This window comes from Pandoraea nosoerga, from assembly GCF_902459585.1.
GTDB lineage: Bacteria > Pseudomonadota > Gammaproteobacteria > Burkholderiales > Burkholderiaceae > Pandoraea > Pandoraea nosoerga.
The window spans coordinates 90,020-109,130 of record NZ_CABPSC010000009.1; the positions used below are offsets into that span (position 1 = coordinate 90,020).

Below are 19,111 nucleotides of genomic sequence, written 5' to 3' on the forward strand. Positions count from 1 at the left end.
TCCGGCCCGCGCGCACCGCCCGTAGTCCGGGTAGTGCGCGCCGGCTCAGCGTGCGGGCGTCACACTTCTTCGTACAGCGGCAGCGTGAGGAAGTCGACGAAGTCTTCGCTCGTGCTCATCTGTTCGAAGATCACCGCGGCGCGATCATACGTGGGCGCACCCTGTCCGACGATTTCCTTGACCTTCGCGAGCTCCTGCGCCACCAGCTCCCGCACCAGCTCGGCCGTCACCTTGCGGCCGTCTTCGAGCTTGCCCTTGGGCGAACGAATCCACTGCCACACCTGCGAGCGCGAGATCTCGGCAGTCGCCGCGTCTTCCATCAGGTTGTGAATCGGCACGCAGCCGTTGCCCGCAAGCCACGCACCCAGATAGTGAATGCCGACGTTGATGTTGTTGCGCAGACCGGCCTCGGTGATCGGCGCCTCGGGCTTGAACTCGAGCAGATCGCGACCCTTGACGTTCACGTCGTCGCGTTGCCTGTCGATCTGGTTGGGGCGATCGCCGAGCACCTTCACGAACGCTTCCATGGCCACCGGCACGAGCCCCGGGTGCGCCACCCAGCCGCCGTCATAGCCATCGGTCGCATCGCGCGCCTTGTCGTCGCGAATGCCGGCCATCGCCTTTTCGTTGGCTTGCGGATCGTTCTTGATCGGAATGAGCGCGCTCATGCCGCCGATGGCCGGTGCGCCGCGACGATGACACGTCTTGAGCAGCAGCAACGCATAAGCGCGCATGAAGGGCACGGTCATGGTGATGCGGCTGCGCTCGGCCAGACAGAACTCGGCGTCGACCTTGAATTTCTTGATGCAGGAAAAGATGTAATCCCAGCGGCCTGCGTTCAGGCCCGCGCTGTGCTCGCGCAGCTCGTACAGGATTTCGTCCATCTCGAACGCGGCGAGGATCGTCTCGACGAGCACGGTCGCCTTGATCGTGCCTTGCGCCACGCCGAGTTCGTTCTGAGCGAGCACGAAGACGTCGTTCCACAAACGCGCTTCGAGGTGGCTTTCGAGCTTGGGCAGGTAGTAGTACGGTCCGAAGCCGCGCTCGAGCGACGCCCTGGCGTTGTGGAAGAAGTGCAGGCCGAAGTCGAACAGGCTGCCCGACATGCGCGCGCCGTCCACGCTCACGTGCTTCTCGTCGAGATGCCAGCCGCGCGGGCGCACGATCAGCGTGGCGACCTTGTCGTTCAATTTGTAGTGCTTGCCGTTCTGCTCGAGGCTGATCACGCCGCGCACGGCGTCGCGCACGTTGATGTGGCCTTGCAACTGATTGTGCCAGTTCGGGGTGTTCGAGTCCTCGAAGTCGGTCATATAGCTGTCCGCCCCCGAATTCAGCGCGTTGATGATCATCTTGCGCTCGACCGGGCCGGTGATTTCCACGCGGCGGCATTGCAGTGCGGCCGGCAGCGGCGCAATGCGCCAGTCGCCGTCGCGAATCGATTGTGTCTCGGGCAGGAAGTCGGGCACTTCACCGGCGTCCAGACGGGCGGCGCGCGCCGCGCGCGCGGCGAGCAACGCCTGGCGACGCGGCTCGAACGCGCGATGCAGCTTGGCGATGAACGCCAACGCCTCGGGGGTCAGGATCGCTTCGTACTCGGGACGGATATCGGTCTTGGCATCGACATGCAATTGCATGCCGGGGGGCAGCATCAGGGGCATCAGGATCTCCAGCTCTCTTGATTTATGTAAGGGAGTGCGCCGCAAGGAAGAACGTCAGGGGCTTTGCACGAGGCCTCACACCACGCGGGTGTCAGGCGCGCGCTCCCGTCAATGCCTCGACGAACCGCTGCAAGTCGCGCATGTCGCGCCCCATCCCTTGCGGCGTCACGCCGAGTTGTTCGACCGGCCATCCGGCGCGGTTCACCCAGAACGACGGGTAACCGAACCAGGTGGCGCCGGCCACGTCCCAGCCGTTGCTGGAGACGAAAACGATGGCGTCGACCGGCAGGCCGAACGCGTCAGGTCCGAGCTGATAAGCCTCGGGCGCCGTCTTGTATTTGCGGACCGCGTCGACCGACAGCACGTGATCGAACAGGTCATGGATACCCCCGCTCTTCAAGCCGACGTCGAGCATCTGCGGATTGCCGTTCGATAGCACACCGAGACGCAGCCCCATCGCACGCAGCGCGCGCAACACGGGCGGGTTCTCGGGAAACACGGACAGGCACGTGTACTCGTCCATCAGCCGCTTCTCGGCAACGGGCGTGAGCACGAGGCCCAGACGCGCGGCGGCATAGCGCAGCGCATCGGCAGTGATGTCCCAGAACGGCCGATAGCGCTCGCCGCGCGGGCCGCTCAGCGTCCGCAGTTGCGTGTATTCGATCTGCTTGGCGCGCCACAGCTCGGCCAGCGCCGCCCCGTGACCGGGGAATTGCTGCTCGGCCGCCGCGGCGACGGAATACACGTCGAACAGCGTGCCATACGCGTCGAAGATCACTGCCTGAATACGCGAAGCCATAAGCCGGGTATCACTCTCGGAGACTTGTCATTGCTGACCGATTGTATTATTCATTGCCAGTGGCATAAAAGATCGGTTAAATCACTTTATCTTTTACTTTTAAGTACATAATCCCCGCGTGGATCGCTTCAAACAGCTCGAAACGTTCGTGGCCGTGGCCGCGAAGGGAAGTCTCTCGGCAGCCGCGGCAATGGAAGGCGTGGCGCCCGCCGTCATCGGCCGGCGCATCGACGCGCTGGAAGCCCGGCTCGGCGTGAAACTGCTCGTGCGCACGACGCGACGCGTCACGCTCACGTTCGAAGGTTCGGCCTTTCTCGAGGACTGCCAGCGCATTCTCAACGAGATGCACAACGCCGAAGCGGCGGTCTCGGCAGGCGGCGTGAAGGCGAGCGGCCACCTCCGTATCTCGGCCCCGGCGGGTTTCGGCCGTCGACACGTCGCGCCGCTGCTGCCCGTGTTCATCGAGTCGCACCCCGACGTCACGCTCACGCTCGACCTTTCCGACCGCCTCGTCGATCTCGTCAACGAAGGCTTCGATTGCGCCATCCGCCTCGGCGAGTTGCCCGACTCGAGCCTCGTGTCGCTGCGACTCGGCGAGAACCGGCGCGTGTGCGTGGCGGCGCCGCGCTACCTTGCGCGGCATGGGTGTCCCGAGTCGCTCGACGCCCTCGCCCGCCACAATTGCCTCGCCTTCGGATCGACCGCCAATCAACAACGCGGCTGGACGTTCTCGCAAGCGGGCAAGGTCGTCACCATCCGCGTGAGCGGCAACATGGAGTGCACCGACGGCGCCGTGCTGCACGACTGGTGTCTGGACGGGCACGGACTTGCGTGGCGGTCGTGGTGGGAGGTCGGCGACGACATTCACGCAGGGCGCCTGGTCACCGTGCTCGACGAATTCGCGGCGCCTCCTATCGGCATTCACGCCGTGTTCCCCCAGCGGCGCCATCTGCCCCTGCGTGTACGGCTGTTCATCGATCATCTCAAGCATCACTACAGCCGCTCGGCCTACTGGCAAGACGAACTCCCGGCCGGCAACACAATGCCCTGATGCCCTGATCCCGGCCCGGGCCGGAACGTTTGTCACGCATCGCGCGTCTCATGCACGGATGAGGAATGCCGACGATGTCGGCCGGGCGTATCGAATTCCGGCGTTTTCCGCGCAAGCGGACACGCAGGCAGCGCCGGGGCGCGCGCCGTGCGCTTTACTGGAGATGCCAGGGTGTCGACAGCCTCGGGTTTGCCCCCGTTGTTGCGCCGCGCCAAAGCCATAGAATCGAAGCGAAGGGTCCGTTGACAGAGCGCCGCAACGGGCTGGGTGCAAGACCGTAATACCTGCGCGAGCCTGTGAACGCGTGTTCAGCAACGCAAACAGCGGGAGGTCATATGTTGTTTACCCACATCCTCATTCCGACCGACGGCTCGGAGCTCTCCGAGAAGGCCGTCACCGGTGGACTTGAGTTGGCGCGAGCGCTGGGCGCGAGAGTGACCGGCTATTGCTGCCTTGCCGAATATCCCTATTCGCCGTTCAGCGAATACGTACTCGAGGCGCCCGCCACGTTCAGCGAACGCATTGCCGAGGAGGCTTGCGCGCACCTCGACAAGTTGGCCGAAGCGGCCGCGGCCGCAGGAGTGCCCTTCGATCGCGACAGTTCCACCTTTCCGGCCCCCTATCTCGGCATCATCGACGCGGCCGAACGTCACGGCTGCGACGTCATCCTGATGGCCTCTCACGGCCGGCGAGGCCTCACCAGCCTGCTGCTCGGCAGCGAGACACAGCGCGTTCTCGTGCACTCCAAGATTCCCGTTCTCGTCTATCGGTAACCGCCGTGCGTCGACGGCGCGGCGTCGCGACACGCGCATGAAAAAAGGCCCGCGAGCCGGATAAGCTCGTGGGCCTTTTCTCGTCAGGCGTGCATTGCGACGCTCGCCGCGACGGGACCGCGGCTCGCGCCGCTCCGGCCGGATAGGCCGGGTGCGCAGTCATGGCGCCGTGCGTTGCGCGCCGCGACGACGCGCCCCCACGCGCATCGTCACGGGCGGGCGCACCGCGCCCTCCCTCAGCCCGGTCAGGCTGCCTTGACTTGCGCCTTCTTCTCGTCGAAGAACTGTTCGTCCTCCGTCGAACCCTTCAGGGCCGTGGTCGATGCGTCGCGCTCGATCGTCTGAGTGACGGCGTCGAAGTAGCCCGTGCCCACCTCGCGTTGGTGCTTGACCGCCGTGAAGCCCTTGTCGGCGGCGGCGAATTCGGCTTCCTGCAGCTCGACGAAGGCGCTCATCTGGCGGCGGGCATAGCCGTGTGCCAGGTTGAACATCGAGTAGTTCAGGCTGTGGAAACCGGCCAGCGTGATGAACTGGAACTTGTAGCCCATGGCGCCGAGTTCCTTCTGGAACTTGGCGATGGTCGCGTCGTCGAGGTTCTTCTTCCAGTTGAACGACGGCGAGCAGTTGTACGAGAGCATCTTGCCCGGGAAGTGCTTGTGAATACCTTCTGCGAACTGCTTGGCGAACTCGAGGTCCGGCTTGCCCGTCTCGCACCACACCAGATCGGCATACGGCGCGTAGGCCAGACCGCGCGCGATGGCCTGATCGAGACCGTTGCGCGTGCGGTAGAAGCCCTCGACCGTGCGCTCGCCGGTGCAGAACGGCTGGTCGAGCGGATCGACGTCGGCGGTAATGAGGTCCGCCGCTTCGGCATCGGTACGGGCGATGAGCACCGTCGGCACGCCGAGCACGTCGGCGGCCAGACGCGCCGCCACGAGCTTGGCCACGGCTTCGCGCGTCGGCACGAGCACCTTGCCCCCCATGTGGCCGCACTTCTTGACCGAGGCGAGCTGATCTTCGAAGTGAACGCCGGCGGCGCCCGCTTCGATCATTGCCTTCATCAGCTCGAACGCGTTGAGCACGCCGCCGAAGCCGGCTTCGGCATCGGCCACGATCGGAGCGAAGTAGTCGATGTAGCCTTCGTCGCCCGGATTCTTGCCTTCCGACCATTGAATCTGGTCGGCGCGCGTGAAGGTGTTGTTGATGCGGCGCACGACCTGGGGCACCGAGTTGGCCGGATAGAGCGACTGGTCCGGATACATTTCGCCGGCAAGGTTGGCGTCGCCGGCGACCTGCCAGCCCGACAGGTAGATGGCCTTCAGGCCGGCCTTGACCTGCTGCATGGCCTGATTGCCGGTGAGCGCGCCGAGGGCGTTGACGAACGGCTCCTCGTTGATCATGTTCCACAGGCGCTCGGCGCCGCGACGGGCCAGCGTCTGCTCCGGTTGCAGCGAGCCGCGCAGGCGCACCACGTCCTCGGCGGTGTAGCCGCGCTTGATACCGTTCCAGCGCGGATTGTTCGCCCAGTCCTGCTCGAGTTGCTTCACTTGCTCTTGACGCGTCGTCATGATGATCTCTCCTGGTTTCTCGATACAAATAAGAGGGTGACTCTTGCTGCCTGGTCCTCGCCGGGGGTCTGGGTTGACCGCTCGCGGCGTCTCCAAATTGGCAGGTCTTGTATAAGAGTTTAGGGATTTGTCATGCAACGCAACAGGACGAATTACGGTCTTATTTGATATTTTTTATCATTAAAAATCAAATACATAACTATTTTATTTCTTGATGTGAAACGATATTTTCCTTCCTGAAATCGCCGCGTTGTGCCAAGCAGCGCAAATTTTTACGCACCGCAAAGACATTTCACATCATGAAAAAGCCGATGCACGGAACTACCGGCCCGGAGGGGACACGGGCGGGGCCGGCGCAATGCCCGTCATCGGGCCTCACGGCGCGTGCGAGCCCGCGCCGCCGTGCGCGGCGTCACGATGCGGCGCGGCTGGGGGCCGGCACGGCCTTCGGGGGCTTGCACACGAGCCATACCGCCAGCGCGATGAAGCAGCCGCCCGCGAGATGCGCGAGGGTGACGGCCTCGTCCAGGAAGAGCGCGCCCCACAGCACGCCGAACGGCGGGATCAGGAACGTGACGGTCAGCGAGCGCAGCGGCCCCAGATCCGCGATCAGGCGGAAGAACAGCATGTAGGCGATGGCGCTGCACAGCAGGCCGAGCGCCGCCATGGCGGCCCATACGCCGCCCGTCGCCGGACCGGGAATGCCGGACGTGGTCGAGATGTAGGCAAAGAACGGCAGCAGCACCACCGAAGCGCCCAATTGACTCCCGAACGCGACGAGCCTCGCGTCGAGTCCGCCCCGCTCGGTGATCCAGCGCTTGGTCAGATAGCCGGCGAGGCCGTAGCAGGACGTGGCAAGCAGGCACGCCAGCGCGCCCATGAGCACCGGCCCCGACAGCGTAACCGGCCCCGTGCGCGTGAGCACCGCCACGCCGGCCAGACCGAGCAGTACGCCGAGCGCCTTGGCGCCGGTGAGGCGTTCACGGAAAAACAGCGCGCCGATGATCGCGCCCATGAGTGGCGTGGTCGCGTTGAGGATGGCGGAGTAGCCGGCGGGCAGCACGCGCGCGGCAAGGCAGTACATCACGAACGGAATGCCGGAATTGATGACGCCGAGCGCCATCGACGCTGCGAGCAGGCCCTTGAACTGCCAGCGCACGCGCATCGCCATCAGGATCGCGGCGAGGCCCACGGCGCCCAGCACGACGCGCAGGAACGCCGTGGGCAGCGGCCCGAGTGCGGGCACGATGATGCGCATGAACAGAAAGCTCGCGCCCCAAATCGCGGAGAGCGTCAGCAAGCGGGCAATATCGGAGGAACGCATGTTCGGGGGTGGCGGCGCAACGCGCCGACCGCAGATGGGAATGGCTGAATCGTCCCATATCGGCGGCGGGCGTGCTGGTCATAATCGGACATGGCGGCAGGCGCATCAGGAACGTCCCGAGCCTCGGGCGACGTCACCGCGCGCGCGTCGATGCCGCGCGTTCGACGCATGCCGCATCTATCGCCAACGTGCGCACCGTCGGGCCATGAACCCGCGCGTCAGTCAAGCCGGGCTCGTATCCCGGGCGCGGCGGTAGGCAACCCAGTCGCCGTCCGGGATCCGGGAAAGTTGCGAGACGGCCGACGCACTGACCGGATAGACGATGCACGCGTATGTCGCGCCATCGCAAACGACATCCCGCACTTCGCGAACGAACAGCCCCGCCTCCCCCGGATACACCGCTTCGATTTCGTCGAGCACCGGAACCAGCGCCGCCGGAATGCGGTAGATGTCGCCGGTCACGCGACCGATGTCCGCGTCCGAGGTGGCGAGGACCATGCCGGGGTAATCGCCGAAGTCGTAAAGGCGTCCACGCAGCGTGGCGGTGCCCACGTAGACCGGTGCGGCAATGCCGTGCCGCTGCGCGGCGCGCGTCATGTCGTTGATCTCGCCGGCACGCAGCGTGCCGTAGACGAAGGCGTGGATGGCGTCGTGCTCGGACGCGGCGTGCGCGGGTCGATTCATGGCATGTCCCATCGTGTCGGTGAGGTGACGATCATAGCGCCCTGGCGGGCCGGAAAGCTGATGCCCGCCCGCCGGCGGCGTCGATCCGCGGCGTGCCGGGCCGCTCGGGCATGGATCGCCCAACGACCGCCGCGGCTGAATTACACTTGTCGAACCCGAATTGTCGCGCTTACGCCATGCCCCACGTGCCGCACGTACCCGACGCCCCTGATGCCCCTGATGCATCCGACGCATCCGACGCACCTGACGCCGTGGCGAAACACGTGGTGCCCGAAGCGTTCACGCCAACGCGCCAGCGTCCGGTACGCTTGCGCGCGCGGCCGCTGCGCGACGGAATTCGCGTACCGGACCATCGCCACGCCTGGGCGCAGGTCGCCTACACGCCGCGCGGCGTCATCCAGATCGCGGTGGCCGACGCCGCGTGGATCGTGCCGCCGTCGCGCGCCATCTGGATCCCGCCGGACGTCGAGCACAGCCTGCAAGTCAACGAGCCGTCCTACCTGCGCACGCTGTACGTACATCCGGCGGTCATTCCTGCCGGACTCGATCACTGCCGCGTGGTGGAAGTCTCGCCGCTGCTGCGCGAGTTGATCGCCGCCATCGACGTACCGGAGGCCGACCTCGACGCCCCGCGCGAGCAATTGCTGGGCAAGCTGATTCTCGACGAATTGCGACGCGCCTCCCCCCTGCCGCTGGAAGTGCCGCTGCCGCGCGACAAGCGTCTGCTGACGCTGTGCAACGCAATGCTGGCCGATCCGGCGCGCGCCTGGACGCTCGACCAGTGGGCCCGTTACGCGGGTGCGAGCCCGCGCACGATCGGGCGGCTGTTCCGGCAGGAACTGAACATGAGCTTCGTGCAGTGGCGGCAGCAGGTCGTGCTCGCGCAGGCGATTCCGCTCGCGTCGAAGGGCTATCCGCTCGCGCGCATCGCGCGGGAACTCGGCTACCGGAGCCAGAGCGCGTTCTCGGCGATGTTCAAGCGCACGTTCGGACGCACGCCCAGCGAGTTCTTCGCCACCGCCCCCGACGCTACATCTGTCGGAACAGGTGAGCATACTGGCGGCTGACCGCCACCCGGTCCTTGCGGCGCCTGAGTTTGAGCGTGAGGCGGCCGAGCGGCGTGTGTTGCGCGCTGACGACTTCCGCCACATTCACGACCGTGCTGCGATGCACCTGCCAGAAACGCGACGGATCGAGTTGCGGCAACAGTTCGCGCAGACTGGTGCGAATGAGCAGGTCGCCGTCGGCGGTCGCGACCAACACATACTTGTCCGCGGCCTCGAAGAAGCACACCTCCTCGACTGGCACGATGCGAATTTCGTCGCCGACCGACGCCCGCACGAAACGCAGGTACTCGCGCGGTAATGCCGCCGCTGTCGCGTCCCTCGGCGCCCCGCCCTCCTTCTGCTCACCCTGCTCACCCCGCTCATCCCGCTCACCTCCCTCACCCCGATCCCCTCCCTCATCCGCCGTGATCGCCGTGATCGCCGTGATCGCCGCCATCGCCGCCATCGCCGGATTCGCCGGATTCGCCGCAATCGCCTGGGCTGCGACGCCTTGCTCCAGGTGCGCCCTCAGCGTCTCCAGCAAGTGCGAGAGCGTCCCGTTCGACGGCGACGCGAGGCGCGCGCGCACGCGCGCGACGGTACGCGCGAGCCGCTCAGGCTCGACCGGTTTGAGCAGATAGTCCACGGCGGCGGCTTCGAAGGCGTCGAGCGCGAAGCGGTCGAACGCCGTCACGAAGACGATCTGCGGCGCATGTGTGAGGCGCGCACATGCGCGCGCGACCTCGATGCCCGACGCGCCGGGCATCGCAATGTCGAGAAAGACCACGTCCGGCTGCGATTGCGCGATGGCGGCGATCGCCGCCACACCGTCCGGCGCCACGGGCAGCACTCGCAGTTCCGGCCACGCCTGTGCGAGCCGCGTGCGCAACGCCTCGGCAAGCAACGGTTCGTCTTCGGCAATCAGGGCGACGGGGGATGTCATGCACGGCACTCGCTGGGACGGAAAACCTGAGCCGTTGGCGACCCGGGCGACCCCACGGGCAGGCGCAACGTTGCAACGGCGCCGCGCGGCACGCCTTCGGCGAGCGAAAGACGGGCGGCGTCGCCGTAGAGCACGCGCAGGCGCTCTCGAATATTCGCCAGACCGACGCCGCCCGCGCGTGCCGATTCGCGCGCGGCAGTCCGGGCGGGCGGCGCGCCGCCCGGGCCCGCCGTGCGAAATCCGGCGCCGTCGTCCGCCACGCGAAGCACAATGCATTCGCCACCGTCGGCCGCGGGCTCTCGCTGCGCGCTCACGGACACCGTGGCGCCCTCGGTGAGCGGTTCGACGCCGTGCTTGACGGCGTTCTCCACGAGCGGCTGGACGAGCATGGGCGGCATGCGCAGCGCACGGCAATCGTCGGGCAAATCGATGCGGTATCGCAATCGCTCGCCAAAGCGAATGCGGTCAATCGCGAGCAGCGCGTCGATCAGTGCGAATTCGTCGGCGAGCGTGACGGATTCTGCGCGCGTTGCGGCAAGCGACGCGCGCACGAACCGGTTCAGATGACCGAGCAGTTCGCGAGCGCGCGGCGGATCGGTTGCAATCAGCGAATCGAGATTGGCGAGCACGTTGAAGAGGAAATGCGGTTCGAGCTGCGCCTGCAGCGTCTGCAGTCGCGCCCGCACGAGCTGCCGTTCGGCGGCTGCCTCGCGCAGCGCCTGCTGCGCGGCGGCTTCGCGCAATTGTGCGAGCCGGGCGCGCGACCACCCGTTGTACGTGCCAATCGCGGTGCCGAGCAGCGCGATCAGCAGCACGATCGGCACCGTGTGACCGTTGACGGGGCGCCATATCGCCATCGGCACGCCGAGCAGCGACGTGCCCAACGCGATCCCTGCGGCAAGCCCCGCCACACACCCGAGCGCCACGAGCAGCAGGAATGGCGCCATCGGCGGCGCGCCGCGGCGCCACAGCACGCGGCGGCCGCCGTCGATCAACACCGCGATCGAAATGCCGATGCACTGGCTGAACACGAAGTTCTGCCAGACCGTGCCGCCAAAGCCGATAAGCCGAAGGACCACGGCAATGATCGTGTTCAAGAGCAGGACGCCGACCAGTTCGCGGGCAAACGACAGCCAGGGCCCGCGCGGCGGCGAGCGCTCGGGCAGCGCGGCCGAGGGCACGGATTGCGGTCGTCTCGTCGTCATTGTCATTGTTGCTCCCCCTGCCCGCCTGCCCCGCGAGCTCCCTTGTATTGCCTCGTCAGCATCGTCGCCTGCCGTGCGCCGCCATCCGCTGCCGGGAGTATCGTTGCCGGTCCCTCCGCGGCGGCGAGCATGCGCGGCGCGCCGGCGCGCGACAGACTCAGCGTGCGCCCCGGCACCGCGAGCGCGGCCACTCCGGCAATGACGAGGCCGGCGTAGAGGCCCAGCATACCGCGCCGATGCAGCGCCACGTTGCCGCGCCGGACGGCGGCGATCGCCATCGTCAGGCTGATCAGCACCCACGCCGAGAGCAAGTGTAGCCATGACAGCTCACCGTGTCGCAACTCGCGAATACCGAAGCTGGAAACCGCCGTCGCCACCATCGCGAGCGCCCAGACACGCCCCAGCCAGCGGTGGCGCGGCGTGCCGCGCCGCAATGTCCAAATCCCGATGCCAAGCAAAACCGCCGCCACGGCAGCGCTGACATGCAATGCCACTATCGTCGTCATCCTGTCCTCTCGTCGATCGATTCGATGATGGGACGATAGGGCCGACGCGCCGGCCCGGCACGCGCGTTGCGACGAAAGCCGCGCCGTGCGGCGCAAACGGTCGGCAGACGTCGCCAACGGTGCGCGGCGCACAGTGGTTTGCGTGCCCGCGGCCTGGGCCAGCCACGCCCGGCATTCTCGCCGACGATTGTGACACGCCGATGCCGGGCGGCCCCCCGCCCTCGCGTGAGGACATGAGGACATGAAGGCATGGAGGCACGGCCGACGGGACTTTCCTGGCCGCCGCTCGCCGGGCGCGGAAAAAAATAACCCCGCGCTCCGTGAGGAACGCGGGGTCGTCTGTTTCAGTTTGTTTCGCAAGGATCGCCCCGCGCCGCCGTCGGCATCAGGCGCGGGCCCGACGCCATCCGGCCGGCGTGACTTACTGGGACGCCGCTTCGGTACTCGTGTCCTTCGCGACCTGCGCGGCCGTCTCGCCTTCGAAGGTGAAGCGGCCGTTGCGCCAGTCGACCGGAATCGTGTCCTTCGGTCCGAACTTGCCCGCCAGCACCAGCTTGGCGACCGGATTCTCGATCTCCTGCTGGATGGCGCGCTTGAGCGGACGCGCCCCGAACACCGGGTCGAAGCCCTCGCGGGCCACGTGCATGAGCGCCGCTTTGCTGACCTCGAGCGTCATGTCGAGCTTCGCCAGACGCTGACGCAGGATCTCGATCTGAATCGAGGCGATGGACTCGATGTGCTTCTGATCGAGCCCGTGGAACACCACGACTTCGTCGATGCGGTTCAGGAACTCCGGACGGAAGTGGTCCTTGATCTCCGTCCACACGGCGTCCTTGATGCGGTCCTGCGGCTCGCCGACCATCGACTGGATCATCGAGGAGCCGAGGTTCGACGTCATCACGATCACCGTGTTCTTGAAGTCGACCGTGCGGCCCTGGCCGTCGGTCATGCGACCGTCGTCGAGCACTTGCAGCAGCACGTTGAACACGTCCGGGTGCGCCTTCTCGATCTCGTCGAGCAGGATCACGCTGTACGGCTTGCGACGCACGGCTTCGGTGAGATAACCGCCTTCCTCGTAGCCGACATAGCCCGGGGGCGCACCGATGAGACGCGCCACGCTGTGCTTTTCCATGAACTCGCTCATGTCGATGCGAACGAGATGCTCTTCCGAATCGAACAGGAACATGGCGAGCGCCTTGCACAGCTCGGTTTTGCCCACGCCGGTCGGGCCCAGGAAGAGGAACGAGCCGTATGGACGATTCGGGTCGGCCAGACCGGCGCGCGAGCGACGGATCGCGTCCGCCACGGCGTTGATCGCCTCGTCCTGTCCCACCACACGTTCGTGCAGCTTCGCTTCCATGTTGAGCAGCTTCTCTCGCTCGCCCTGCATCATCTTCGAGACCGGAATGCCGGTGGCCCGCGAGACCACTTCCGCGATCTCCTCGGTGCCCACCTGCGTGCGCAACAGACGCGGATGCGCCTGCTGCCCGGCCGCCTCGGCCGCATCGGCGTCCTTCAACTGCGCTTCGAGCTGCGGCAGCTTGCCGTATTGCAGTTCCGCCACCTTGTCGAGCTTGCCTTCGCGCTGCAGCTTCGCGATCTCGGCGCGCACGCGATCGATCTCTTCCTTGACCTGCGCGCTGCCCTGCACGGCGGCCTTCTCGGCCGTCCACACTTCTTCCAGATCGGCGTACTCGCGCTCCAGACGCGAAATCTCTTCCTCGATCAACGCCAGACGCTTCTGCGAGGCTTCGTCGGTTTCCTTCTTGACGGCCTCGCGCTCGATCTTGAGCTGGATCAGACGACGATCGAGCTTGTCCATCACCTCGGGCTTCGAGTCGATCTCCATCTTGATCTTCGACGCGGCTTCATCGATCAGGTCGATGGCCTTGTCCGGCAGGAACCGGTCGGTGATGTAGCGATGGCTGAGTTCGGCTGCCGCCACGATGGCCGGGTCGGTGATCTCCACGCCATGGTGCAGTTCGTACTTTTCCTGCAGCCCGCGCAGGATGGCGATGGTCGCCTCCACGCTCGGTTCGTCCACGAGCACCTTCTGGAAGCGGCGCTCGAGCGCGGCGTCCTTTTCGATGTACTTGCGGTACTCGTCGAGTGTGGTCGCGCCAATGCAGTGCAGCTCTCCGCGAGCGAGCGCCGGCTTGAGCATGTTGCCCGCGTCCATGGCGCCTTCGGCCTTGCCGGCGCCGACCATCGTGTGGATTTCGTCGATGAACAGGATCGTGCGGCCTTCGTCCTTGGCGATGTCGTTGAGCACGCCCTTCAGACGCTCTTCGAATTCGCCGCGGAACTTCGCGCCCGCGAGCAACCCGGCCATGTCGAGCGCCAGCACACGCTTGTTCTTGAGCGACTCCGGCACTTCACCGTTGACGATACGCTGCGCAAGACCTTCCACGATGGCGGTCTTGCCCACGCCCGGCTCGCCGATGAGCACCGGATTGTTCTTCGTGCGGCGCTGCAGGATCTGGATCGTGCGACGGATTTCGTCGTCGCGCCCGATCACCGGGTCGAGCTTGCCCTGCGCGGCGCGCTCGGTCAGATCGAGGGTGTACTTCTTGAGGGCCTCGCGCTGGCTCTCAGCGTCCTGGCTGTTGACGGACTCGCCGCCACGCACGCCTTCGATGGCGGCTTCGAGCGACTTGCGCGTGAGCCCCCGGGCGCGGGCAAGCTTGCCCGTCTCGCCCTTGTCGTCGGCGAGCGCGAGCAGGAACATTTCGCTGGCGATATAGCTGTCGCCGTGCTTTTGCGCTTCCTTGTCGGCCTGGTTGAGCAGGCCGGCAAGCTCGCGCCCGACCTGCACGTTGCCGTCGGTGCCCTGCACCTGCGGCAGCTTGGCGATGGCCGCCTCGACGTCATGGGCGAGCGGCTGGACCTGCACGCCGGCGCGCTGCAGCAGCGAGCGCGCGGCGCCTTCGGGCTGTGCGATCAGCGCGGCGAGAAGGTGCAGCGGCTCGATATATTGCTGGTCGCGACCGACTGCCATGCTTTGGGCATCAGCCAGCGCTTCCAGGAACTGCGTGGTGAATTTGTCTTGTCGCATCTGGTGCTCCGGTAAGAAATCTTGCTGGATCGGATGTGCGGACAATTCCCTTCGGTTTCAAGGGGCATTACGGCGCGGCGCCGGACATTTCGCGCAGGCCGGTCGCGGACCGGCGCGGGGCTTGCGGCAGGGACTTCGGGAGGGCGGGCAACCGCAGGACACGCCCGGGTTTGAGGCTCATAATAGCGATTTTGAGCATGCCGCACCATGAGTCATTCCGCCGCCAGACCCGGGGGCGCCGCCGCTGAGACCGGCGCCGAAAGTCACGCGCAGCCGCGCCGCACCGCCACCGCCGCCGACGTTGGCGCGTCGCCCGACGCGTTGGCCAGACCTGCCAGACCTTCCGGACCTGCCAAGGGCACCGCGCTTGCCGAAACCCGCTTGGCCGACATCGACGAGGATGCCGTGCGCGTGCTCGTGCACACGTTCTACGGACGCATTCGCGACGACGACATGCTCGGCCCCGTCTTTCGCGAGGCGCTGGAAGGCCGCTGGGATCTGCACCTGGACAAGATGGTGGCGTTCTGGTCGAGCATCGTGCTCGGCGCCAAACGCTATCGCGGCAACGTGACGCAGGCGCACCAGCCGTTCGGGCATTTGAGCGGCGAGCACTTCAGCCGCTGGCTTTCGCTGTTCTTCGACACGCTGGACAAGCTGTTCGAGCCGCAGGCCGCGTTCGCGTTCGCCGAACCGGCAATTCGTATTGCGGAGAGCCTGCAACTCAACCTGTTTGGATGGCAATACACTCTGCCGCCCGCGCAACGCGCCCTGCTCGAAAGCGTGAAGCAGGCCAAGGCGCGACGCGAAGCGTAAGCGGCGGCCATGCGGTCGTCGGGATTGATAAAGAAAAATCGGCGGAGATGAGAGACAATCGCCGACGTAATGGGAAATTACATGAAATTCAACGGTCGAGCGACTTCCCGCCGCTTGCCCAGCGCTCGCGGGCGGCCGTATCGGTGTCGCGGGCGTCGACCCAGCGCTCGCCTTGCGGCGTGGACTCCTTCTTCCAGAACGGCGCTTCCGTCTTCAGATAGTCCATGATGAATTCGCACGCCGCGAACGCGTCGCCGCGATGGGCCGACGTGACGGCCACGAGCACGATCTGGTCGCCCGGCCCCAGATCGCCGTAGCGGTGAATCACCAGCGCGTCGAACAGGCGCCAGCGCTCGCGCGCCTGCGCCACGATCGCCTCCAGCGCCTTGTGCGTCATGCCCGGATAGTGCTCCAGGGTCATGCGCGAGACATCCTTGCCGTCGTTGAGCTCGCGCACCGTCCCGACGAAGCTCGCAATGGCGCCCACGCGCAGGTCGCCCGCGCGCAACCGCCGGATCTCGTCCGACAGGTCGAAGTCTTCGGTCTGTACTCGAATCGGCATGATGGTCGGCGTCTCCTGTGCCCGATGGATGGCGCTCGCTCAGCCGCCCGTCACCGGCGGAAAGAAAGCGACTTCGCACCCTTCGCGCAGGCGCGTGGCGGCGGGTACCATCGTGTGATCGAGCGCCATGCGCAGCGCACGCTGCTCGCCCAGCGTCTCGGCCCACACCGGACCCCGGCGGCACAGCCACTGGCGCACATCTCCCACGGTGGCAACGTCTGCCGGCACCTCGACGCGCTCTTCGGCGACATTGAGCGCCTCGCGCACGCTCGCGAAAAAACGAAGTTCGATCTGCATAGTCTGGCCGGCGCGCCGCACGAGCGACGCACCTGTCTCTCAATATAGAAGGTCGGAGAACGGCAGGAAGGCCACCGTTTGCCCGGCTTCGATGCGATGTCCGGGCGGATTGTCGATCAGACCATCGCCCCATACGGTCGAGGTCAGCACCGCCGAGCTCTGGTTCGGGAACGCGTCCAGCCCGCCCTGCGCGTTGATGCGCGCCCGCAAGAACTCGTTGCGGCGATCCGCCTTGGTCTGCGTGAAATCCGCGCGCATCGCGATACGGCGCGGCCTCACGTCCGCCACGCCTTGCAGGCGCAGGATGAACGGCCGCACGAACAGCAGGAACGTCACGAAGCTCGACACCGGATTGCCCGGCAGGCCAATGAAATGGGCCGTCTCGCCGACGCCCACCCCATCCGTGCCACCCGCGCCGTTCGGACGATTCACCTCGCCATAGGCGAGCGGCTTGCCCGGCTTGAGCGCGATCTGCCACAGGCTGAGGCGCCCCTCGGCCTCGACGGCCGGCTTTACGTGGTCCTCCTCGCCGACCGACACGCCGCCCGACGTGATGATCAGGTCGTTGGTGCGGGCCGCGTCGCGCAGGATGGCCCGCGTAGCCGCCAGATTGTCCGGCACGATGCCGTAGTCGGTCATCTCGCAGCCGAGATTCTCCAGCAGGCTGCGCAACACGAAGCGGTTCGAGTTGTAGATGCTCCCGGCGCGCAGCGGCTCGCCGGGCATCGTCAGTTCGTCGCCGGTAAAGAACACGGCCACGCGCAGACGCTGCGCCACCTCCAGCCGCGCGACGCCCACCGAAGCGGCCAGTCCCAGCGCCGGTGCACGCAGGCGCGTACCGGCCGCGAGCACCACACCGTCGCGCCGGATGTCGGCGCCCTGGCGATTGATGAACTCGCCAGCCTGCGGCATATGGCGAATCGCGACCGAGCCGTCCTCGAGCGCTTCGCACTGCTCCTGCATCACGATCGCATCGGCGCCCGGCGGCACCGGCGCACCGGTGAAGATCCGCGCCGCCGTGCCGACAGCGAGCGGTTCGGGCGCATGTCCGGCGGGAATGCGCTGCGAGACCGGCAGCACGACTCGCTCGCCCCGCAGGTCGGAGACGCGCACGGCATAGCCGTCCATCGCGCTCGTATCCATTGGCGGGACGTCGAGCGTGGCGACCACGTCACGCGCCAGCACACGGCCGTTGGCGGCCAGTGTGTCGACGCTCTGCGTGCGGGCGAGCGGACGAGCTGCCGCCAGCACGGCGTCGAGGGCTTCTTGGGTACTCAACATGACGAATGGGCCCGAAAGTCTTGGAAAGGCCAGGCAGCGACCGCCTTACAGGCCGGTGTGCTCGGCGATGTACGCCTTCACGCGCGCCGCGTCGTTCGGCACGGTCTCGAAGCGCTGCGGCAACGATTCGAGCTGCTCGAAGCCGGCCGGGCGCGGCGGCTCACGGTCCAATGCTTCGCGGATGGTCTGCGCGAACTTGGCCGGCTGCGCCGTTTCGAGCACCACCATCGGCACGCCCGGCTCCAGCGCCTCGCGGGCCACCTTCACGCCGTCGGCCGTGTGCGTGTCGATCACCACGTCGTAGCGCCCCGCCACGTCCCGGATCGTGGCCAGGCGATCGTCGTGCGTGCTGCGGCCCGAGACGAAGCCGAACTGCGCCACGCGCGCAAAGGCGTCCGTGCCCGACAGATCGAAACCGCCCTCGCGCTCGACCCTGGAGAGCAGCGCGGCGGTGGCCGTCGCGTCGCGGCCGAGCAGATCGAACAGGAAGCGCTCGAAGTTCGATGCCTTCGAGATGTCCATGCTCGGGCTGCTGGTGTGAAACGTTTCGGTCGACTTGCGCACACGGTAGCGGCCGGTGCGGAAGAACTCGTCGAGCACGTCGTTCTCGTTGGTCGCCACGACCAGCTTGCGGATCGGCAGCCCCATCATGCGCGCGATGTGGCCCGCGCAGACGTTGCCGAAGTTGCCCGACGGCACCGTGAACGACACTTCGCCGTCCTGGCCCGGCTTGCCGCCGGTGGCCGCGAAGTAGCCCTTGAAGTAATAGACGACCTGGGCAACGACGCGCGCCCAGTTGATCGAGTTGACCGTGCCGATCTTGTGGCGCGCCTTGAACGCGTGATCGTTGGAGACGGCCTTGACGATGTCCTGGCAGTCGTCGAACACACCCTCGAGCGCGAGGTTGAAGATGTTCGGATCCTGCAGGCTGTACATCTGCGCGGTCTGAAAGGCGCTCATCTTGCCCGCGGGCGAGAGCATGAACACCCGGATGCCCGCCTTGCCGCGCATGGCGTATTCGGCCGCGCTGCCGGTGTCGCCCGAGGTCGCACCGAGAATGTTCAGCGCGTCGCCGTGCTGGGCCAGCGCATACTCGAACAGGTTGCCGAGCAACTGCATCGCCATGTCCTTGAATGCGAGCGTGGGACCGTTCGAGAGCGCCAGCAGCGAGAGCGGCGCGCCCTGCTCGACGCCCAGCGGCAGCAGCGGCGTGATCTCGCTGGCGTCCTCACCCGGGCGCACGTTGCGATACACCTCGGCGGTGTAGGTGCGCCGCGTGAGCTCTGCGAGGATCTCGGCCGGAATGTCGTCGGCGAACTTGGCCAGCACCCGGGCGGCCAGTTCGGCATATGACAACTGGCGCCAGGCGCGCAGTTCGTCTGCGCTCACCTGGGGATATTCGGTCGGCAGGTACAGGCCGCCGTCCGGCGCCAGCCCGCCGAGCAGAATGCTGGAGAACGACTGCGGCTCGCCCGAAGTAAGGCCTGCGCCGCGCGTGGAGATGTATTTCATGGCAATCGTGTCCTGTCGTATCGCTTCGTGTGGC

At 66.5% G+C, this 19,111-nt stretch carries 17 protein-coding genes; 4 read left to right on the plus strand and 13 right to left on the minus strand.

Going from position 1 to position 19,111, the window contains the following annotated elements:
* Positions 1–59 precede the first annotated feature (59 nt).
* Together aceB and PNO31109_RS12910 are read right to left on the minus strand one after the other, a co-directional pair.
* Positions 60–1,658, minus strand: coding sequence for a malate synthase A (gene aceB / locus PNO31109_RS12905; RefSeq protein ID WP_150555909.1), 1,599 nt, complete (start codon positions 1,656–1,658; stop codon positions 60–62).
* A 91-nt stretch (positions 1,659–1,749) separates the two neighbouring features.
* Positions 1,750–2,457, minus strand: a complete 708-nt coding sequence (locus tag PNO31109_RS12910; protein WP_150555910.1) for a haloacid dehalogenase type II — start codon at positions 2,455–2,457, stop codon at positions 1,750–1,752.
* A 118-nt stretch (positions 2,458–2,575) separates the two neighbouring features.
* Between PNO31109_RS12910 and PNO31109_RS12915 the strand changes: the two genes are divergently transcribed.
* On the plus strand, positions 2,576–3,508 hold the full coding sequence (locus PNO31109_RS12915; RefSeq protein ID WP_150555911.1) for a LysR family transcriptional regulator: 933 nt from the start codon (positions 2,576–2,578) through the stop codon (positions 3,506–3,508).
* Between the two features lie 338 nt (positions 3,509–3,846).
* Positions 3,847–4,281: a universal stress protein gene (locus PNO31109_RS12920; protein WP_174966385.1), complete on the plus strand. Its 435-nt coding sequence runs from the start codon at positions 3,847–3,849 to the stop codon at positions 4,279–4,281.
* Positions 4,282–4,526: 245 nt separating this feature from the next.
* Here PNO31109_RS12920 and aceA read toward each other — a convergent pair whose 3' ends face one another.
* The 3 genes from aceA to PNO31109_RS12935 all read right to left on the minus strand — a co-directional run bounded on the left by aceA (position 4,527) and on the right by PNO31109_RS12935 (position 7,857).
* Positions 4,527–5,849 carry an isocitrate lyase gene (aceA, locus tag PNO31109_RS12925; protein WP_150555913.1) on the minus strand — a complete coding sequence of 441 codons (1,323 nt, stop codon included), beginning with the start codon at positions 5,847–5,849 and terminating at the stop codon, positions 4,527–4,529.
* Positions 5,850–6,261: 412 nt separating this feature from the next.
* Complete coding sequence (locus PNO31109_RS12930; protein ID WP_150555914.1) at positions 6,262–7,173, minus strand: DMT family transporter; 912 nt, start codon at positions 7,171–7,173, stop codon at positions 6,262–6,264.
* Between the two features lie 222 nt (positions 7,174–7,395).
* Positions 7,396–7,857 (minus strand): gamma-glutamylcyclotransferase family protein, encoded by a 462-nt coding sequence (locus PNO31109_RS12935; protein ID WP_150555915.1) that lies wholly within the window; start codon positions 7,855–7,857, stop codon positions 7,396–7,398.
* A 251-nt stretch (positions 7,858–8,108) separates the two neighbouring features.
* On the opposite strand from PNO31109_RS12935, the gene PNO31109_RS12940 reads away from it, so the two are divergent.
* Positions 8,109–8,924, plus strand: a complete 816-nt coding sequence (locus PNO31109_RS12940) for an AraC family transcriptional regulator (RefSeq protein WP_244958167.1) — start codon at positions 8,109–8,111, stop codon at positions 8,922–8,924.
* On the opposite strand, the gene PNO31109_RS12945 is transcribed toward PNO31109_RS12940, so the two are convergent.
* From PNO31109_RS12945 to clpB, 4 genes are all read right to left on the minus strand, one after another.
* Complete coding sequence (locus tag PNO31109_RS12945; protein ID WP_150555917.1) at positions 8,887–9,846, minus strand: LytR/AlgR family response regulator transcription factor; 960 nt, start codon at positions 9,844–9,846, stop codon at positions 8,887–8,889. The genes PNO31109_RS12940 and PNO31109_RS12945 overlap by 38 nt on opposite strands.
* Positions 9,843–11,051 (minus strand): sensor histidine kinase, encoded by a 1,209-nt coding sequence (locus PNO31109_RS12950; RefSeq protein ID WP_174966379.1) that lies wholly within the window; start codon positions 11,049–11,051, stop codon positions 9,843–9,845. Before PNO31109_RS12950 ends, PNO31109_RS12945 begins: the two co-directional genes overlap by 4 nt.
* 2 nt (positions 11,052–11,053) lie before the next feature.
* Complete coding sequence (locus tag PNO31109_RS21945) at positions 11,054–11,557, minus strand: DUF2306 domain-containing protein (RefSeq protein ID WP_174966380.1); 504 nt, start codon at positions 11,555–11,557, stop codon at positions 11,054–11,056.
* A 421-nt stretch (positions 11,558–11,978) separates the two neighbouring features.
* Positions 11,979–14,612 carry an ATP-dependent chaperone ClpB gene (gene clpB, locus PNO31109_RS12960; protein WP_150555920.1) on the minus strand — a complete coding sequence of 878 codons (2,634 nt, stop codon included), beginning with the start codon at positions 14,610–14,612 and terminating at the stop codon, positions 11,979–11,981.
* Between the two features lie 207 nt (positions 14,613–14,819).
* Between clpB and PNO31109_RS12965 the strand changes: the two genes are divergently transcribed.
* A complete protein-coding gene (locus tag PNO31109_RS12965; RefSeq protein WP_241013943.1) occupies positions 14,820–15,425 on the plus strand; it encodes a group III truncated hemoglobin in 606 nt (201 codons plus the stop codon).
* Positions 15,426–15,513: 88 nt separating this feature from the next.
* On the opposite strand, the gene moaE is transcribed toward PNO31109_RS12965, so the two are convergent.
* From moaE to thrC, 4 genes are read right to left on the minus strand one after another with little or no spacing between them, the layout of a single operon-like run.
* Complete coding sequence (gene moaE, locus PNO31109_RS12970; RefSeq protein WP_150555921.1) at positions 15,514–15,987, minus strand: molybdopterin synthase catalytic subunit MoaE; 474 nt, start codon at positions 15,985–15,987, stop codon at positions 15,514–15,516.
* A 39-nt stretch (positions 15,988–16,026) separates the two neighbouring features.
* Positions 16,027–16,284: a molybdopterin converting factor subunit 1 gene (moaD, locus tag PNO31109_RS12975; RefSeq protein WP_150555922.1), complete on the minus strand. Its 258-nt coding sequence runs from the start codon at positions 16,282–16,284 to the stop codon at positions 16,027–16,029.
* A gap of 39 nt (positions 16,285–16,323) precedes the next feature.
* Positions 16,324–17,565 (minus strand): molybdopterin molybdotransferase MoeA, encoded by a 1,242-nt coding sequence (locus PNO31109_RS12980; protein ID WP_150555923.1) that lies wholly within the window; start codon positions 17,563–17,565, stop codon positions 16,324–16,326.
* A gap of 45 nt (positions 17,566–17,610) precedes the next feature.
* Positions 17,611–19,077, minus strand: a complete 1,467-nt coding sequence (gene thrC, locus PNO31109_RS12985; RefSeq protein ID WP_150555924.1) for a threonine synthase — start codon at positions 19,075–19,077, stop codon at positions 17,611–17,613.
* Positions 19,078–19,111 lie beyond the last annotated feature (34 nt).

Bases quoted from the DNA above. Each gene is read 5' to 3' on its own strand.
- aceB (WP_150555909.1), bottom strand. From the start codon at position 1,658: ATGCCCCTGATGCTGCCCCCCGGCATGCAATTGCATGTCGATGCCAAG.
- PNO31109_RS12910 (WP_150555910.1), bottom strand. From the start codon at position 2,457: ATGGCTTCGCGTATTCAGGCAGTGATCTTCGACGCGTATGGCACGCTG.
- aceA (WP_150555913.1), bottom strand. From the start codon at position 5,849: ATGACGACGCGTCAAGAGCAAGTGAAGCAACTCGAGCAGGACTGGGCG.
- PNO31109_RS12930 (WP_150555914.1), bottom strand. From the start codon at position 7,173: ATGCGTTCCTCCGATATTGCCCGCTTGCTGACGCTCTCCGCGATTTGG.
- PNO31109_RS12935 (WP_150555915.1), bottom strand. From the start codon at position 7,857: ATGAATCGACCCGCGCACGCCGCGTCCGAGCACGACGCCATCCACGCC.
- PNO31109_RS12945 (WP_150555917.1), bottom strand. From the start codon at position 9,846: ATGACATCCCCCGTCGCCCTGATTGCCGAAGACGAACCGTTGCTTGCC.
- PNO31109_RS12950 (WP_174966379.1), bottom strand. From the start codon at position 11,051: ATGACGACGAGACGACCGCAATCCGTGCCCTCGGCCGCGCTGCCCGAG.
- PNO31109_RS21945 (WP_174966380.1), bottom strand. From the start codon at position 11,557: ATGACGACGATAGTGGCATTGCATGTCAGCGCTGCCGTGGCGGCGGTT.
- clpB (WP_150555920.1), bottom strand. From the start codon at position 14,612: ATGCGACAAGACAAATTCACCACGCAGTTCCTGGAAGCGCTGGCTGAT.
- PNO31109_RS12965 (WP_241013943.1), top strand. From the start codon at position 14,820: ATGAGTCATTCCGCCGCCAGACCCGGGGGCGCCGCCGCTGAGACCGGC.
- moaE (WP_150555921.1), bottom strand. From the start codon at position 15,987: ATGCCGATTCGAGTACAGACCGAAGACTTCGACCTGTCGGACGAGATC.
- moaD (WP_150555922.1), bottom strand. From the start codon at position 16,284: ATGCAGATCGAACTTCGTTTTTTCGCGAGCGTGCGCGAGGCGCTCAAT.
- PNO31109_RS12980 (WP_150555923.1), bottom strand. From the start codon at position 17,565: ATGTTGAGTACCCAAGAAGCCCTCGACGCCGTGCTGGCGGCAGCTCGT.
- thrC (WP_150555924.1), bottom strand. From the start codon at position 19,077: ATGAAATACATCTCCACGCGCGGCGCAGGCCTTACTTCGGGCGAGCCG.